The sequence below is a fragment of the Castellaniella hirudinis genome (assembly GCF_047468865.1).
GTDB lineage: Bacteria > Pseudomonadota > Gammaproteobacteria > Burkholderiales > Burkholderiaceae_B > Castellaniella > Castellaniella hirudinis_A.
In genome coordinates, this window is record NZ_JBLGTV010000012.1 from 63,706 (window position 1) to 78,309 (window position 14,604).

Here is a 14,604-nt window from a genome sequence, read left to right on the forward strand (position 1 = left end):
GCGGACGGCGCGGGGATCAGCGGGCGTCGTCCGAATGCACCTGCAGGGCTTCCAGAAACCGCGACACCATGTTGTAGGCGGCGACAGTGGCCGTCAGCTCGATCAATTCCTGGTCGGAAAACGCCTGCCTGACGGCGGCGAACACCTCATCGGGCACCTGCACCGCGAGGGTCATGGCATCGGCATAGGCCAGCACAGCGCGCTGGCGGCCATCGAACAGCGCCAGCGGCGGGCGCGCCGCCGCCAGCGCATCCAGCTGATCCTGGCGCAACCCTTCGCGCAGGGCGATGGGGGCGTGCTGGTCGGCTTCGTAGGGGGCGCGATTCAGGTGGGCGATGCGCATGATGACCAGTTCGCGCAGCGCGCCATCCAGGCTGCTTTTCTGGCGGATGGCGGTCAGGTAGGTCAGCCAGCCTTCGGCAACCGAAGGGCTGTGCAGCAGCATCTGGTACAGGTGCAGGACACTGCCGCGCTCGGCAGCGATGCGCTGCGCCAGGCCGGCCGCCGGGCCGTGCTTCAAATCTGCGTAGGAAAGTCGGGCCATGGAAGCATCCTGAAAACAAAGCGGTCTGGACAGCAAGACTACGCGGGCAGCACCTGGCGCACGGTGCGATCCAGCCGCACAACGATCTCGTCGATATCGGCGGGCGTGCAGATGAATGGCGGTGCCAACAGCACATGGTCACCATGCGCCCCATCTATCGTACCGCCCATGGGGTACATCATCAGGCCGTTTTCCATGGCCTGCCGCTTGAGCCGGGCGTGGGTCTTCAGGGCCGGATCCAGCACCGTCTTGGCGGCGCGATCCTGCACGAACTCGATGCCCACGAACAGGCCGCGCCCCCGGATGTCCCCCACGTTGGGATGATCGGCAAAGGCTGCCCGCAGGCTGGCGCGCAGTTGGTCGCCGCGCGCCAGCACATTGGCCAGCAGCCCGTCGCGCTCGATCACCCGCTGCACGGCCAGGGCGGCGGCGCACGCGGTGGCATGCCCCATATAGGTGTGACCATGCTGGAAAAACCCGCTGCCCCGCACGATGGCGTCGTAAATGCGGCGGCTGGCCAGCATGGCCCCGATGGGCTGATAGCCGGCCCCCAGGCCCTTGGCGACCGTCAGGATGTCGGGCGCGACCCCGTCTTCGGCGCAGGCGAACAAATGCCCCGTGCGCCCCATGCCCGCCATGACTTCATCCAGGATCAGCAGCACCCCGTGGCGGTCGCACACCTGGCGGATGCGCTGCAGATAGGTGCGCACCGGCGGCACGGCCCCCGCCGTGGCCCCCACCACGGTTTCGGCGACGAACGCCGCCACCCGGCCCGGGCCGACGGATTGAATCATGGCGTCCAGTTCGTCGGCCAGGCGCTGGGCATAGGCTTCCTCGGTTTCGCCGGGGCGCTGATCCCGATAGGCATAGCAGGGCGAGACATGGTGCGCCGGCACCAGCAAGGGCAGGAACGGTCTGCGCCGCCAGGCATTGCCGCCAATGGCCAAGGCCCCCAGGGTGTTGCCATGATAGCTTTGACGGCGGGCGATGAACTGGCTGCGTTCGGGCTCGCCCTGTTCCACGAAATACTGGCGCGCCAGCTTCAAGGCGGCCTCGACCGCTTCGGAGCCCCCGGAGACAAAATACACATGATCCAGGTCGCCCGGCGCCCGCTGCGCCAGGAAATCGGCCAGGTCTTCGCAGGCCTGGGTGGTAAAGAAGGACGAATGCGCATAAGCCACCTGATCCAGCTGGGCCTTGATGGCGGCGATCACGTCCGGGTGGCCATGTCCTAGGCAGGACACCGCCGCGCCGCCCGAGGCATCGAGGTAAGCGCGGCCATCCGCGTCGAACAGGGAAATCCCCTGCCCGCGCACCGCGCGTTTCAGCGTATGCTGGGGATTACGATGGAATACATGGGTCATTTCTGGTCTCTCTACTGGCGCACTCGCCAGGGACATCAACAGATGTTTCGTATATCATATATCAAGAAACATTCGATTCATATCCTTTTCAGTCAACCTGCGTGGTTTCTGTCATGTCCTCCCCACACTCCCCAGATGAACTGATCCAGCACATCCAGGCCCAGTACGCAACACTCAGCCCCCAGTTCAAGGCCAGCGCGCGCTACCTCATCGACCATCCCGCCCAGGTCTCCACCCTGTCCGCCCGCAAATTGGCCCTGCTGGCCGGCGTGCAGCCCGCCACGCTGGTGCGCCTGGCCCAGCATCTGGGCTTCGCCGGCTGGGACGCCCTGAAATCCGTGTTCACGCGCGACCTCCAACAGCGCCCCGGCGGCTATGCGGCGCGGGCGCAATCCCTGGTGGATCGCACCGAACCCGATCAAACCGCCTGGCACAACGCCATCCACCAGCAAACCCACAATCTGCACGCCCTGGAACCCGGCAACCGCCAGGCCATGCAACGGGCGGTCAGCCACCTGCTGCAGGCCGGCCGCGTACTGGTGGCCGGCTTTCGCTCCTGCCATGCCCCAGCCTTCAGCCTGTACTATCTATGCAGCCTGTTTCGCCGGGACATCGGCCTGCTGCACAACGCCGGGGGTACACTCAGCCTGGATCTGCACCACCTGCAGGCCGGCGACACCGTGCTGCTCATCAGCTTCGCCCCCTATTCACGCGAAATCCTGCAGGTCGCCGAAACCGCCCGGGCGCGAGACTGCACGGTCATGGCGCTCTGCGACAGCCAGGTCGCGCCCATCGCCCTGCAGGCCGACCACATCCTGACCTTCCCCACTCAGGGGCACTCTTTTTTTCCCTCCACGGTAGCCATCCAATCCCTGGTCGAAATGCTGGCCCAGCAATGGCTGGCGCGCAGCGGCGAGGCAGCCATCACGGCCTTGGCGCAAGCCGAAGACCACCTGCAGAAAACCGGGGCTTACCTTTAAAACCACTTATGTTCAACGCTGCACACTGCCCATTAGCCTGGGTCGACGCCCACGGCACCCACTACGAAATCGGCATGGCGCTGGGGCGCTGGGGCGCCGCCGCCTGCCAGCGGCACCTGGTGCATTCCCCCGCCTGGGCGCAAGTCATGCGGTTCCGGGGCGCCGCCGACATCCAGGCCGTCCAGGCGCTGGTGCATCAGCACTTCCCCTGGATTCAACGCGAGCTCGCCGGCCTGGCCGACGGCCTGGGTCTGCCCTACGAGGACGTCTTTCTCTGGAATTGCCGGGGGGATCTCTGGGCCATGGCCCCCGATGGCTGCACCACCGTGCTGGCGCCCCAGCGCCTCAGCCACAACGAAGACGGCGACCCGGGCTTCGCGGGGTTCTGCGGGCTGGGCTGGGTGCGGCCCATCGACGCCCCCAGCTTCATCTCGTTTCTCTATCCGGGGTCGCTGCCCGGACACACCCTGGCCGTCAACCAGGCGGGTCTGGGGGTGACCGTCAACAACATCCGCGCGCGGCGCGCGCGGGCCACAGGCCTGCCGCGCATGGTGCTGACGCGGGCCGTGCTGGCCACGCAAAGCCCCGCCCAGGCCATCGCCCTGCTGCACGCGCAGCCCCGCATGGGCGCCTTTCACCTGGGCCTGGGGCAGCCGGGCCCGGCGGGCATCTACAGTGTGGAATTCAGCCAGCAGGCCGTTTCGGTGCAGCGGGTGCGCCAGGCCCGGCTGCTGCATGCCAACCACGCCATCCACGACAGCCAGCAAGACTTGCCGCAGGTGGTCACGGCCTCGTCGAGCCGGCGCCAGGCGCGGGGGGACGAACTCCTGCGCCTGGACACGCCGGCCCTGGACATTCTGGCCGACACGGGCGACGCCCAGGAACCCATCCTGCGCCTGTCGGCTCACGACACCGACCAGGAAAACACCCTGGCCACCGCCGACATGGACTTCAGCGGCGACGCCGTGCGCTGGGACGTCTACGCCCCGGGCCAGCGCACCGCCGCCTTCAGCTTCCAGGGCCTGCACCGCCTGGCGGACGACTGATCCGCCTTAACTTAACTCAACTTAACTTTACTTGACGCGGCTGACCATGTATTCCACGGCTGCGCGCAAAGCGGCGTCGTCGGCCTTGGTGCCGCCCCGCGCGGGCATGGCGCCTTTGCCGTTGGTGGCCACCGACATCATCTCGTCCATGCCGCGGGCGATGATCGGATCCCAGGCCTTTTTATTGCCGAGCTTCGGGGCATTGGCCGCCCCGGTGCTGTGGCAGGCCACGCACGACGACTTGTACAGTTTTTCACCTTGCTTCAAGGTGCCGGCATCGCTGGCCATCGACAGGGCCGGGGCCAGCGCCAGGCTCAGGGCGGCAATACTCAGGGTTTTCAACATGGTTTCCTCCGGTAGGGGCGTCTTGCTTTTGTCCAGGCGCCCTGGGTCGGCCAATCGGCCGGCGGTTCGATCAAAAACAGCCCTTGCGGCGGCGCCCGGGGCCGCAAGCCATCGGACGCCGCCCTGGCCGGGCTACTGCTTGGCGGCCGGGATGGGGCCCGGGGCCTGCACCTGCTTCATCAGGTCGTTGTCCCACTTGCCGTCCACCTTGACGTGGCCCGCGGCGCCCAGTTCAAAGGCCTCGATCAGGTTGTGGTTCACATAGGCATACACACCGGGCTGTTTGAAGGTGTACATGGCCACGCCGGCCGCGCCGCCCGGGATGAACCAGGTTTCCAGGTTCTTCAGCGGCGCATTGGCGAACTTGCCGCCATCCCAGACATAATCCCCATGGCCGCCAATAAGGTGGGGGCGCGTGTCGCGGTTGGCCGACGAGTGGACAAACACGACGGTTTCACCCACCTTCGCGGGCAAAGCGCCTTCGCCCGTCAGGGCGCCGACCTTGCCGTTGAACACCACGTGCGAGGGCACCAGGCCGCGCATCACCTCCACCGTATCGCCGTAGCTTTCCAGCGGCGTGTCGTAGGATTTGAAGTTGCCGTCTTCGTCCTTGGGGATGTAGAGATCGAATTCACCGATGGTGTACATCTTGTCGTAGGCCAGCTTCTTGCCATGGCCATCGGTCAAGCCTTCGCGCGGCAGCACCACCAGGGTGCCGCTCATGCCCGAGACTACGTGCCAGGGCACCATGCCCTCGGGGGCGCAGTGATAGACGAAGGCCCCGGTGCGGTCGGCCTTGAAGCGCAGCACGGTCTGCTCGCCCGGTTTGATGACGGTCAGGCCGCCGCCGCCCAGCGCCCCGGTCGAGGCATGGAAGTCGATATTGTGTTCCAACGTATTGGACGTGGGATTGATCAGGGTCAGCTGCACATAGTCGCCTTCGTGCACCACCATGGTGGGGCCGGGCATCGTGCCGTTGAAGGTCATGGCCTGCAGCGTGGTGCCGTTTTCCTCGTCGATGACGATTTGTTTTTCTTCGATCGTCATGGTGAATTCGACGACACGCGGCTTGGCCGTGGTGGCCTGTTCGTGTTCCATCACATGAGGCGGCGCAACCAGCACGGGGCGGATGTGCTCCAGCTGGTCGGCGGGGTCGGCCACCGCCACGCCACCAGCCAACAAGGACGCCAGCGCCGAAGCAGCCAGACACAAACGAAATGCCTTCATAGATAACTCCCTTTGGTTACGTCGTTTTCTTCGACGATTCCATCTTGTCATGCCTGGGGTTAACCCTGGTTGCGCTAGATCAAACGCGTTCAGCCCAGATTCAGATGTCTTTGCAAAGACTTGATGTGGCGCAAACAAAAGGGCGTCCTGCGGCCTGGCGCGGGCCGATGCCGCCCGGCGGGCGGCCATGCGCAACGCGCCTATGCGTCGCGCACCAGGCGAAACCCCAGATTGGCCGGCGGCAGGCCGATGGAGCACGCCCCATTGCGCGGGTCGCGGATGAAGTCCGGCATCGCGGCGACGTGCGCGCCCGCCAGGATGCGCACACCGCAGTTTTCCCTGGGGGCCAGGGGCAGCGCGCCCACGCTGTGGCTGGCGAAGCAGGTGTTGGTCCATTCCCAGACATTGCCGCCCATGTCGCTCATGCCCAGCGTATTCAGACCGAAATGGCCAAAGGGCTGGGCGGGCTTGACGCGGCCCCGGCGGCGCACGATTTCACGGTCGTATTCGGCCAGCCAGCGCACGGCGGGGTTGTCGGGATCGGAAGGCAGCGCCCCTTCCTCGCGGTAGCGGTCGGCCGCCGCCCGCACCCATTCGGTGTAGTCCGGCAGCCGCCAACGCTGCCCGGTTTCCCGCGACAGCCAGGCGGCATACGCCGTGGCATCCGCCCAGCTCACCCCCACGGCCGGCAAATCCGGCGACGCCAGGTGCCGGAAACCCTTGTCCAGCCGTTTGCAGGCCCCCGCCTGGACGCACTGCGCGTATTCCGCCTGGCTGACCTGGCGCCGCATCATGACCCGGCCGTCGGGCACCCGGCCCTGAACCCGGGGCGCATCCACCGGACGGCCCTGATCCAGGAACTCGCCCGCCGCCTGGTAGCTGAAGACCCCGGCGGGGATGGCCACCACCTCGACCCGGGGCCGATCCGCCCCCGCGGCGGCCCAGGCCGCCGCGCACGAAACCGCCAGCAGCGCGGCGCCCAGGCGGGAGAAACGGAACAGGGATCGGACAGCGGACATGGCGGCACCTCGCAAAGAGGCTTCTATTGAACGCCGAACCGGGTTTACCCGTATTGAGGCGTATCAAACAGCCTGCCAGGCCGCCATGAAATGCCGGGCTAGGCCGTCACCAACAGCGGCCACCTCGGCCCGCACGCCGCAGGCGCGCAGGTCGACCGTCTGCAAGCCGGCATAGCCGCAGGGGTTGATCCCGGCAAAAGGCGTCAGATCCATGGCCACGTTCAGGGCCACCCCATGGTAGGCGCAGCCGCGACGGACTTTGATCCCCAGGGCGGCGATCTTGGCCAGGGCGTCGCCCTGAGGTTGAAGCAAGGCCGATTGCGGCACATAGATGCCCGGGGCCCCGGGCTTGCGGCACGCCTGGGACACGCCGAAGTCCGCCAGCACGGCCAGCACGGCGCGTTCGAGCAGCGCCACAAAGTCGCGCACGAAGACGCCCTTGCGGCGCAGATCGACCAGGGTGTACAGCACGACCTGGCCCGGCCCGTGATAGGTCACCTGCCCGCCCCGGTTGCAGTGCACCACGGGAATGCCGTGCGGATTGAGAATGTGCAATTCCAGGCCCGCCTGGCCCAGCGTATAGACCGGCGCGTGCTCGACCAGCCACAGTTCGTCCGGGGTGTCGGGCTGGCGCCGCTCGGTGAAGTCCTGCATGGCCTGCCACACCGGCAGATACGGCGCGGGGCGATCCAGATGACGCAACAACATGGCCGGCTTTACAGCACGACGGAGACCAGGTCGTGCCCGTGCAGGGCGCGATACAGCGCATCCAGCTGCGCGCGCGACTCGACCCGGACGGTGAGCGTCAGCCCCAGGTAGTTGCCGCTGCGGCTGGGGCGCACCTCGATCGAGGCCGGGTCGAAGCCGGGGTCGAAACACCGGACGATCTCGGCCATGGCGGGCAGGAAGGCATCGTGCGACTTCCCCATTACCTTGATGGGAAAGTCGCAGGGATACTGGATCAGGGAGTCTTCGGGGGGGATTTCCGGCATGCCGCGCCTATTCGAACATCAGGCGAACCTTGTCCACCAGGCGACCGAAGAAGCCGGCCTCGGGCACGGACTGCATCACCCGCAAAGGGGCGTCCTTCAGGGGCTTGCCGTCCAGCGACACCAACAGCGTGCCGGCCTTGTCGCCTTCGGTCAGGGGAGCCATCAGCGGCTGGGTGTAGCGGGCCTCGGTCTTGATGTGCTCGGCTTGCCCGCGCGGCACCGTCACCCACAGGGGGTGCTCAACCCCCAGATTGACCGTATCGGCCTCGCCTTCCCAGACGCGCGCCGCCACGGCGGGCGTGTCCTTGTCCAGAAGCTTGAGGGTGTCGAAATTCTTGAAGCTCCAGTTGAGCAGCTTGAGGCTGCTTTCGGTGCGGGCGGCATCGCTGTTGGCGCCGACGATGACCGACACCACGCGGCGGCCATCGCGCAAGGCCGTGGCGACCAGGCAATAGCCGGCGGACTGGGTGTGCCCGGTCTTCAGGCCATCGACGGTTTCATCCGCCCACAACAGGCGATTACGGTTGCTTTGCTTGATCTTGTTATAGGTGAATTCTTTTTGGCTGTCGTAGTGCCGGTACTGGGGAAAGCGCTGAACCAGCGCGCGCGACAGCACGGCAAGGTCTTCGACCGTGGTGGTGTGGTCGGGATCGGGCAGGCCGGTGGAATTGACGAAATGGGTGTTGGCCATGCCCAGCGCCTTGGCCTGCTGGTTCATCAGCGCGGCAAAGGCGGATTCGCTGCCCGCGACGGCCTCCGCCAGGGCCACCGTGGCGTCATTGCCGGACTGCACCAGCATGCCCTGCAGCAGTTCGTCCACCGAGACCTCGGTGTTGGGGTCGATGAACATGCGCGAGCCTTCGGTTTTCCAGGCTTTTTCGGATACGCGAACCTTCTGATCCAGCTGCAGGCGGCCGTTTTCCAGGGCCTGGAAAATCACGTAGGCCGACATGATCTTGGTCAGCGAGGCGGGCTCGACGGGCATCTCGGGATTTTGCGCGGCAATGATCTGCCCGCTGGTGGCGTCCAGGGTCAGCCAAGCCTTGGCGGCCAGGGCGGGGGCCGGAATCGTGGAGAACGCGCTGACCCCCACCGGGGCGGCCGGCGCGGCTGTTTCGGCGGCCTGGGCGGCCGGCTGGGCCGGCGCATCGGCCGACCAGACCGCGCCAGGAACCATCAAGGCCAGGCCCAGCGCCAAGGGGGCGAGGCGGAAACGGGAAAACTTGGGCAAGGTAAAGCGCATGGGCGTCGTCGTATGAGGGGATTGAAACAGGCGTAGCGCCCATTATAGGCAGGCCGTCGGCAGCCCAGCCAGCTGCGACAGCACGATCTGACGTAACACCAGTAACTTTCCGTGGAAAAAATGCCCTGCGTCCGGGACGACCGTCATGGGCAGCTGGTGGGCGCGGGCAAAATCCATGCCTTCGGACAGCGGCACGACTTCATCGGCCTCGCCATGGATCATCAGCGTATGAGCGGGCATGGTCAGAGGGCGGTAGCGAAAACGCTCGACGGCGCAGCCGATCAGCATCAGCTGGGCGGGCAGGGGCAGGTCGTGGTCGGACAGTTCGGCATACAGCTGGGCGGCCACCGCCGAACCGAAGGAAAAGCCCGCCAGCACCCAGGGCGCCCGGGCCAGCTGCGGCCAGGCCCCTAGAACATGCTGGACGCAGGCCTGCATGTCGGCCGTTTCGCCCACGGCGTGGTCGAATTCGCCTTCCGATGCCCCGACCCCCCTGAAATTGGGCCGGATCGCCATCAGACCACGTTGCACGCAGGTGCGCGCCACCGTGGTGACGATCTTGTTGTCCCGGGTGCCGCCATGCAGCGGATGAGGGTGCAACACCAAGGCCCAGCCAACAGGTGACTGGTCGGGGTAGTCCACGGTATATTCAAGCAATCCAGACAAACCCTGGAAAGAGGATTGTTTGGTCAGTAAGCTCATGCGCCAGATTCCCAATCAGATTTCCACCCCCTATTCTACTCACATGACAGGCCCCGACTCCGGCAGCGGCACCGTGCTTCCCGACCCCGCCGATATGACCTCGGCATTGCAAGCCGCCCTACCCCAGTTTCGCCAAGTGGCCTGGGTGGCCGAGACCAACTCCACGAACGGTGATCTCATCAACCGCGCGCGCTGGTCCGTCGACGACCCCGGACAGACCGCCCGTCCCTGGCTGCAAGGCGCCCATCTCCAGGCCCAGGGCCGGGGCCGGGCCGGGCGCACCTGGCAAAACCGCGTCGGCGCCAACCTGATGTTTTCCTGTGCCTTCGACGTCTTCCTGCCGGCGCGCCAGTTGCCCACCCTGGCCCCGCTGGTCGGCATGGTCGCCACGCAAGCCCTGCGCCGGCACCTGGCCGACCAGCACCAGTCGCGCCTGAACATGAAATGGCCCAACGACCTGCAATGGGATCAGGCCAAGCTGGCCGGCATCCTGATCGAATCCACCCGCGCCGGGATGGCGCAAGTGGCCGACCACCATTTGATCATCATCGGCATGGGGCTCAACCTGCTCGATGCGCGCGCCCTGTCCCAGTCGCTCAACCGCCGCGTGGCCGACTGGGCCGGCATCGCCGCCCAGGATCCCGTGGCGGCCCGCACCCGGGCCTGCGACCTGGTCGCCAGCGCCGCGCGGGCCTGGTATCAAGCCCTGAACGACGTCACCGCCCACGGCTTCGCCGATCTGCCCACCCGCTATGCCCAGGTCGACGGCCTGGCCGGCCAAGTCGTCGACGTCATCGACAACGGCAGGCTGCGCCACACGGGGGTGGCCTGTGGCATCGACGCCGCCGGCCAGTTGCTGCTGCGCAACGACCGAGGGCTCCAGGCTGCCTCGGTCGGCGAGATTTCCGTGCGCCTGCACCAATGATGCTGCTGCTCGATGCGGGCAACACACGCGTGAAAATCGCCTGGCTGGCGGCCGGCGCTGCAGCGCGCACAACGGCCCGGACGCTGGATTACGCCCGGCTGGACGCCCTGGCCGGCCTGCCGCCCGCACCGCCCAGCCGGATTCTGGCCTCCAATGTCGCCGGCCCCGAGGCCGCCCAACGCATCCAGCAGGCCTGCCGGGACGCCTGGGGGCTGACCGTGCGCTGGTGCACGCCCCTGGATGGCCGGGATCGCCTGCAGTCGGCATATACCGACCCCGGCCGCATGGGGGCCGACCGCTGGCTGGGCCTGCTGGGGCTGTTGACCCACCTGCGGGCGATCCCGGCCTGGCGCCGGGGCCACCCCGCCCTGCTGGCCAGTTTCGGCACCGCCACCACCCTGGACGCCCTGGTGCCGGCGGCGGGCCATGAGCTGCCCGGCTTCATCGGCGGGCTGATCCTGCCGGGGCCTTCCCTGATGGCCCAGAGCCTGGCGCGCGGCACGGCGCAACTGCCCCTGGCCGAGGGCCAATGGACGGACTTCCCATGCACCACCCAAGACGCCATCGCCAGCGGCATCGCCGCCGCCCAGGCGGGGGCCCTGCTGCACCAGTGGCAGCGCCTGCGGCGGCGCGCCGGCGGCCGGACGCCCTGGGTCTTCGCCTGCGGCGGGGGTTGGCCCGCCCTGCGCCCCGCTGTGCAGTCCGGGCTGGATCAGGCTCGACACGCCCTGCGGCTGCCCGCCCAGGCCATCCAGACCCTGGACAGCCCGGTGCTGGACGGCCTGGCCAGCCTGGCCGCCCAGCCCAATTGACTCAGCCCAATTGATATACTGCCCCTTGCTTCCCCATCGGCGCCCCGAACCCATCATGCGATTTCTGCTGACCCTTGCCGTCATTGCCAACCTGGCCCTGCTGGCCTATGGCCAGGGTTTCTTCGGCCCGCCGCCCGCCGAAGACGGCCGCACGCCCCGCCCGCTGTCGCAGCGCAGTCAGCAAACCCTGGTTCCCGGCCAGCCCCTTCCTCCCGAATTCACCACGCGATGAAACCAATCCGCAAAGCCGTCTTCCCCGTGGCCGGTCTGGGCACCCGCTTTCTGCCGGCCACCAAGGCCATGCCCAAGGAAATGCTGCCCATCGTCGACAAGCCGCTGATCCAATACGCCGTCGAAGAAGCCCTGGACGCCGGGATCACCGAACTGATCTTCATCACGGGCCGGCACAAGCGCGCCATCGAGGATCACTTCGACCGCGCCCCCGAACTGGAGGCCGAGCTGCAGGCCAAAGGCAAGCAGGCCCTGCTGGACTGCGTCCGCAACGTCCTGCCCGCCCACGTGCACTGCATCTATACGCGCCAGCCCCAGGTGCTGGGCCTGGGCCACGCGGTATTGTGCGCCGCCCCGATCGTGGGCAACGAGCCGTTTGCGGTGCTGCTGGCCGACGACCTGCTGGACGCCGGCACTTCCGTGACCCGGCAACTGGTCGACGCGGCCCACCAACACAATGGCAGCGTGCTGGCCATCCAGGAAATCGACCCCCGGGATTCGCACAAATACGGCATGGTGGCCGGCGACCCCATCGACGCGCGCAACACGCGCGTCAATCGCATTATCGAGAAACCGGCCCCGCAGGATGCGCCGTCCAACCAGGCCGTCGTCGGGCGCTACGTGCTGGAACCCGAAATCTTCGATTTCCTGCGCCAGACCCAGGCCGGGGTCGGCCATGAAATCCAGCTGACCGACGCGATTTCCGCCATGCTGACGCAGCACGCCGTCATTGCCCACCGCTACCAGGGCGAACGCTACGACTGCGGCAGCAAAGAAGGGTTCTTCCAGGCCACCATCGCGCTGGGCCAGAAATACCACGGCCTGCACATCCCCGGATAAGCCGCCGCGGCTCAGTCTTTCCGCAACAGCGCCTGGATGCCGTCCAGCACCCGGACGACCGCGCCCTGGTGCCGGCCCACCCAGTGGCGCCCCGCCTCGCCCACCCGGGACAGGGCCGCCGGGTCGTCCAGCCAATCCAAAGCCTGGCGCACCGCCTGATCGGCGTCCCGCGCCTGCACCAGCGCCCCCGCGTCCAGGGCGTCGGCCACCGCCTGCTGGAAATTGGCCACGTGCGGACCGACGATTACCGGGCGACCCAGGGCGCTGGCCTCGATGAAGTTCTGTCCGCCCAGGTGCGCAAAGCTGCCGCCCACGATGGCCACCTGGCTGCAGGCGTAATACCAGGGCATTTCGCCCAGGGTATCCCCCAGCAGCACCGCCATCCCCCGGCACGCCGCCAGGGCCGAGCTGCCGCCATCCCCCAGGGCCAGCAACTGCGACCGGCGCACATAGGGCAGCCCGGCGGCGGCCAGCTGCGCGGCGGCCTGCTCGAAGCGCTGGGGATGGCGCGGGATCAGCAGGAACAGCACCGGCGGGCCCGGCAGGCGGGCCGGGGACGCCGCCGCCAGGCGATGCTGCACGGCGCGGATGAAAGCGTCGTCCTCGCCCTCCCGGGTACTGGCGATGGCCACCACGGGCCGCCCCAGGCGGACTGCGAACTCGCGCCCCAGGCTGATTCTGTGCGCATCCAGCGGCAGATCGAACTTGAAATTGCCCGAGACGCTGACCTGGGGGGCACCCAACCGCTGCAGACGTCGCGCATCGGCCGGCGTCTGGGCATAGACCCGCGTCAAGCCCGCATACGTCTGGCGCATCAACCCGCCCAGACGCAGATTGCCTTGCAAAGAGGCCGGCGACAGGCGGGCGCTGGCCAGAACCAGGGGCACGCCGGCCCGCCGGGCGCCCCGCACCAGATTCGGCCACAACTCGCGTTCGATCAGCACCCCGACGACGGGCTGCTCATGGCGCAGGAAGCGCCGCACGGCCCCGGGGAAATCGTAGGGCAGCCAGACCTGGCGCACGAGGCCCCGGCTGATTTCATCGGCATACGCCCGCCGCCCCTCGGCCCGCCCGGAAGCGGTCAAATGGGTCAGCAGCACCCGATGACCCTGCGCCAGCAAGGCCCGGATCAGCGGGTGGGCGGCGCGGGTTTCGCCCAGACTGACGGCATGCACCCAGACCGCGCCCGCCCGGGGCGGCGCGGACGCGGGGTAGACGCCGAAGCGCTCGGCCCCGAGGACGTCCCATCGGCCGCCGGCGCGCCGGGCCCGCAGTCCCATCCAGGCCAGCAATGCGGGCGACAGCAGCCGCAGCAAAACGGTATACAGCCAGCGGGTCATGAGGCTGCCGGAACAGCGGGCGCCACGGGATCGCGCGCGCTGTCCAGGGCGGCGTCGATGGCCGCCATCACCTGCCCGGCATCGGGCGCCTGGCCGCGTTCGCCCAGGCTGGCGGTATAGGCGGGGCCCTGCAGGGGCGTGCGCACGGGCGTGGAAGCCTTGTAGATGCCGATGGTGGGCCGCCCCAGCCCGGCGCTGAGGTGCGTCAGGCCGCTGTCCAGACCGACCATCAGGCGAGCCTGCGCCAAATGCCCGGCCACCTGGCGCAAGCCCAGCCGGGGCAGGACCTCGGCCTGGCTGCGCCCCTGGATCAAGTGCCGCGCCCGATCCTGCTCGGCCGCATTGCCCGCCAGCAGGCGCAGGCCCAGCCCCCGCGCCTGGAGGTGGTCGAACACCTGCCGCCAGTGGTCTTCCGGCCAGAGCTTGTCGTCGCGGCTGGCCGAGGGCATGATGAGCGCCACCGGCTGGACCTGGACATCCGCCGTGATGGCCTGCAGGCCGAAATCGGGCGGCCCCTGGACGGCGTAGCCAAAGGCGGCGGCGGCCAGCGTGCGCTGACGGATGATGGCGGGCTGCCAGAATTCCACCCGATGACGCACGTCGTAGAACAGGGACGCCAGGGGTTCGCGGGCGGATTTCCAGTCCAGCCCATGACGGCGGCCCCGCGCCTGGCGCACCAGCCAGACGGATTTCAGCAGGGCCTGCATATCCAGGACGACATCGTAGCGGCGTTCGGCCAGCCGCTGGCGCAAGGCGGCGCGTTCCTGGCGCGTCCGGGCGTCCCACCAGTGCTTGCGCCAGCGCCGGTGCGCCACGGGGATGACCTGGTGAACGGCCGGATGCCAGGCGGGAATCTCGGCAAAGGATTCTTCGGCGATCCAGTCGATCTGCGCGCCCGCGACGTGCCGGGCGATATCGGTGATCGCCGGCAGCATATGCACCAGATCCCCCAGCGAGGACGTGCGAACGATTAGGATACGTGTCATCATCATGC

17 protein-coding genes are annotated in these 14,604 nt (G+C 67.8%); 6 read left to right on the forward strand and 11 right to left on the reverse strand.

Annotated elements, in window-relative coordinates; translation table 11 throughout:
• Window positions 1-16: 16 nt before the first annotated feature.
• Window positions 17-544 (reverse strand): carboxymuconolactone decarboxylase family protein, encoded by a 528-nt coding sequence (locus tag ACMHYJ_RS13495; RefSeq protein WP_414246699.1) that lies wholly within the window; start codon window positions 542-544, stop codon window positions 17-19.
• Window positions 545-582: 38 nt separating this feature from the next.
• Window positions 583-1,908 (reverse strand): aspartate aminotransferase family protein, encoded by a 1,326-nt coding sequence (locus ACMHYJ_RS13500; protein WP_414246700.1) that lies wholly within the window; start codon window positions 1,906-1,908, stop codon window positions 583-585.
• 113 nt (window positions 1,909-2,021) lie between these two features.
• Here ACMHYJ_RS13500 and ACMHYJ_RS13505 point away from each other — a divergent pair, with 113 nt between their 5' ends.
• Entirely contained in the window at window positions 2,022-2,888 is an 867-nt protein-coding gene (locus ACMHYJ_RS13505; protein ID WP_414246701.1) for a MurR/RpiR family transcriptional regulator, read from the forward strand.
• A gap of 8 nt (window positions 2,889-2,896) precedes the next feature.
• Entirely contained in the window at window positions 2,897-3,934 is a 1,038-nt protein-coding gene (locus ACMHYJ_RS13510; protein ID WP_414246702.1) for a C45 family autoproteolytic acyltransferase/hydolase, read from the forward strand.
• A gap of 27 nt (window positions 3,935-3,961) precedes the next feature.
• On the opposite strand, the gene ACMHYJ_RS13515 is transcribed toward ACMHYJ_RS13510, so the two are convergent.
• The 7 genes from ACMHYJ_RS13515 to ACMHYJ_RS13545 form a co-directional block, all read right to left on the reverse strand.
• Window positions 3,962-4,279 (reverse strand): c-type cytochrome, encoded by a 318-nt coding sequence (locus ACMHYJ_RS13515; RefSeq protein ID WP_414246703.1) that lies wholly within the window; start codon window positions 4,277-4,279, stop codon window positions 3,962-3,964.
• 132 nt (window positions 4,280-4,411) lie between these two features.
• On the reverse strand, window positions 4,412-5,506 hold the full coding sequence (nirK, locus tag ACMHYJ_RS13520; protein WP_414246704.1) for a copper-containing nitrite reductase: 1,095 nt from the start codon (window positions 5,504-5,506) through the stop codon (window positions 4,412-4,414).
• Window positions 5,507-5,706: 200 nt separating this feature from the next.
• The gene (locus ACMHYJ_RS13525) at window positions 5,707-6,525 is read right to left on the reverse strand and encodes a formylglycine-generating enzyme family protein (RefSeq protein ID WP_414246705.1); all 819 of its coding nucleotides are present in this window, start codon (window positions 6,523-6,525) and stop codon (window positions 5,707-5,709) included.
• A gap of 63 nt (window positions 6,526-6,588) precedes the next feature.
• A complete protein-coding gene (gene lipB / locus ACMHYJ_RS13530; protein WP_414246742.1) occupies window positions 6,589-7,230 on the reverse strand; it encodes a lipoyl(octanoyl) transferase LipB in 642 nt (213 codons plus the stop codon).
• Between the two features lie 11 nt (window positions 7,231-7,241).
• Complete coding sequence (locus tag ACMHYJ_RS13535) at window positions 7,242-7,517, reverse strand: DUF493 family protein (protein ID WP_414246706.1); 276 nt, start codon at window positions 7,515-7,517, stop codon at window positions 7,242-7,244.
• A gap of 7 nt (window positions 7,518-7,524) precedes the next feature.
• Window positions 7,525-8,760, reverse strand: a complete 1,236-nt coding sequence (locus ACMHYJ_RS13540) for a D-alanyl-D-alanine carboxypeptidase family protein (protein ID WP_414246707.1) — start codon at window positions 8,758-8,760, stop codon at window positions 7,525-7,527.
• 42 nt (window positions 8,761-8,802) lie between these two features.
• The gene (locus ACMHYJ_RS13545) at window positions 8,803-9,462 is read right to left on the reverse strand and encodes an alpha/beta hydrolase (protein WP_414246708.1); all 660 of its coding nucleotides are present in this window, start codon (window positions 9,460-9,462) and stop codon (window positions 8,803-8,805) included.
• A 43-nt stretch (window positions 9,463-9,505) separates the two neighbouring features.
• On the opposite strand from ACMHYJ_RS13545, the gene ACMHYJ_RS13550 reads away from it, so the two are divergent.
• From ACMHYJ_RS13550 to galU, 4 genes are read left to right on the forward strand one after another with little or no spacing between them, the layout of a single operon-like run.
• Entirely contained in the window at window positions 9,506-10,387 is an 882-nt protein-coding gene (locus ACMHYJ_RS13550) for a biotin--[acetyl-CoA-carboxylase] ligase (RefSeq protein WP_414246709.1), read from the forward strand.
• Window positions 10,384-11,199, forward strand: coding sequence for a type III pantothenate kinase (locus ACMHYJ_RS13555; RefSeq protein WP_414246710.1), 816 nt, complete (start codon window positions 10,384-10,386; stop codon window positions 11,197-11,199). Before ACMHYJ_RS13550 ends, ACMHYJ_RS13555 begins: the two co-directional genes overlap by 4 nt.
• Window positions 11,200-11,254: 55 nt before the next feature.
• On the forward strand, window positions 11,255-11,431 hold the full coding sequence (locus ACMHYJ_RS13560) for a hypothetical protein (RefSeq protein ID WP_414246711.1): 177 nt from the start codon (window positions 11,255-11,257) through the stop codon (window positions 11,429-11,431).
• Window positions 11,428-12,270, forward strand: a complete 843-nt coding sequence (galU, locus tag ACMHYJ_RS13565; RefSeq protein WP_414246712.1) for a UTP--glucose-1-phosphate uridylyltransferase GalU — start codon at window positions 11,428-11,430, stop codon at window positions 12,268-12,270. Before ACMHYJ_RS13560 ends, galU begins: the two co-directional genes overlap by 4 nt.
• 11 nt (window positions 12,271-12,281) lie before the next feature.
• Here galU and ACMHYJ_RS13570 read toward each other — a convergent pair whose 3' ends face one another.
• Both ACMHYJ_RS13570 and waaC read right to left on the reverse strand, forming a co-directional pair.
• On the reverse strand, window positions 12,282-13,610 hold the full coding sequence (locus ACMHYJ_RS13570) for a 3-deoxy-D-manno-octulosonic acid transferase (protein ID WP_414246713.1): 1,329 nt from the start codon (window positions 13,608-13,610) through the stop codon (window positions 12,282-12,284).
• Window positions 13,607-14,599 carry a lipopolysaccharide heptosyltransferase I gene (gene waaC, locus ACMHYJ_RS13575; RefSeq protein ID WP_414246743.1) on the reverse strand — a complete coding sequence of 331 codons (993 nt, stop codon included), beginning with the start codon at window positions 14,597-14,599 and terminating at the stop codon, window positions 13,607-13,609. The genes ACMHYJ_RS13570 and waaC overlap by 4 nt, the downstream gene beginning before the upstream one ends.
• Between the last annotated feature and the right edge of the window lie 5 nt (window positions 14,600-14,604).

Bases quoted from the DNA above. Each gene is read 5' to 3' on its own strand.
- ACMHYJ_RS13495 (WP_414246699.1), bottom strand. From the start codon at position 544: ATGGCCCGACTTTCCTACGCAGATTTGAAGCACGGCCCGGCGGCCGGC.
- ACMHYJ_RS13500 (WP_414246700.1), bottom strand. From the start codon at position 1,908: ATGACCCATGTATTCCATCGTAATCCCCAGCATACGCTGAAACGCGCG.
- ACMHYJ_RS13505 (WP_414246701.1), top strand. From the start codon at position 2,022: ATGTCCTCCCCACACTCCCCAGATGAACTGATCCAGCACATCCAGGCC.
- ACMHYJ_RS13510 (WP_414246702.1), top strand. From the start codon at position 2,897: ATGTTCAACGCTGCACACTGCCCATTAGCCTGGGTCGACGCCCACGGC.
- ACMHYJ_RS13515 (WP_414246703.1), bottom strand. From the start codon at position 4,279: ATGTTGAAAACCCTGAGTATTGCCGCCCTGAGCCTGGCGCTGGCCCCG.
- nirK (WP_414246704.1), bottom strand. From the start codon at position 5,506: ATGAAGGCATTTCGTTTGTGTCTGGCTGCTTCGGCGCTGGCGTCCTTG.
- ACMHYJ_RS13525 (WP_414246705.1), bottom strand. From the start codon at position 6,525: ATGTCCGCTGTCCGATCCCTGTTCCGTTTCTCCCGCCTGGGCGCCGCG.
- ACMHYJ_RS13535 (WP_414246706.1), bottom strand. From the start codon at position 7,517: ATGCCGGAAATCCCCCCCGAAGACTCCCTGATCCAGTATCCCTGCGAC.
- ACMHYJ_RS13540 (WP_414246707.1), bottom strand. From the start codon at position 8,760: ATGCGCTTTACCTTGCCCAAGTTTTCCCGTTTCCGCCTCGCCCCCTTG.
- ACMHYJ_RS13545 (WP_414246708.1), bottom strand. From the start codon at position 9,462: ATGAGCTTACTGACCAAACAATCCTCTTTCCAGGGTTTGTCTGGATTG.
- ACMHYJ_RS13550 (WP_414246709.1), top strand. From the start codon at position 9,506: ATGACAGGCCCCGACTCCGGCAGCGGCACCGTGCTTCCCGACCCCGCC.
- ACMHYJ_RS13555 (WP_414246710.1), top strand. From the start codon at position 10,384: ATGATGCTGCTGCTCGATGCGGGCAACACACGCGTGAAAATCGCCTGG.
- ACMHYJ_RS13560 (WP_414246711.1), top strand. From the start codon at position 11,255: ATGCGATTTCTGCTGACCCTTGCCGTCATTGCCAACCTGGCCCTGCTG.
- galU (WP_414246712.1), top strand. From the start codon at position 11,428: ATGAAACCAATCCGCAAAGCCGTCTTCCCCGTGGCCGGTCTGGGCACC.
- ACMHYJ_RS13570 (WP_414246713.1), bottom strand. From the start codon at position 13,610: ATGACCCGCTGGCTGTATACCGTTTTGCTGCGGCTGCTGTCGCCCGCA.
- waaC (WP_414246743.1), bottom strand. From the start codon at position 14,599: ATGATGACACGTATCCTAATCGTTCGCACGTCCTCGCTGGGGGATCTG.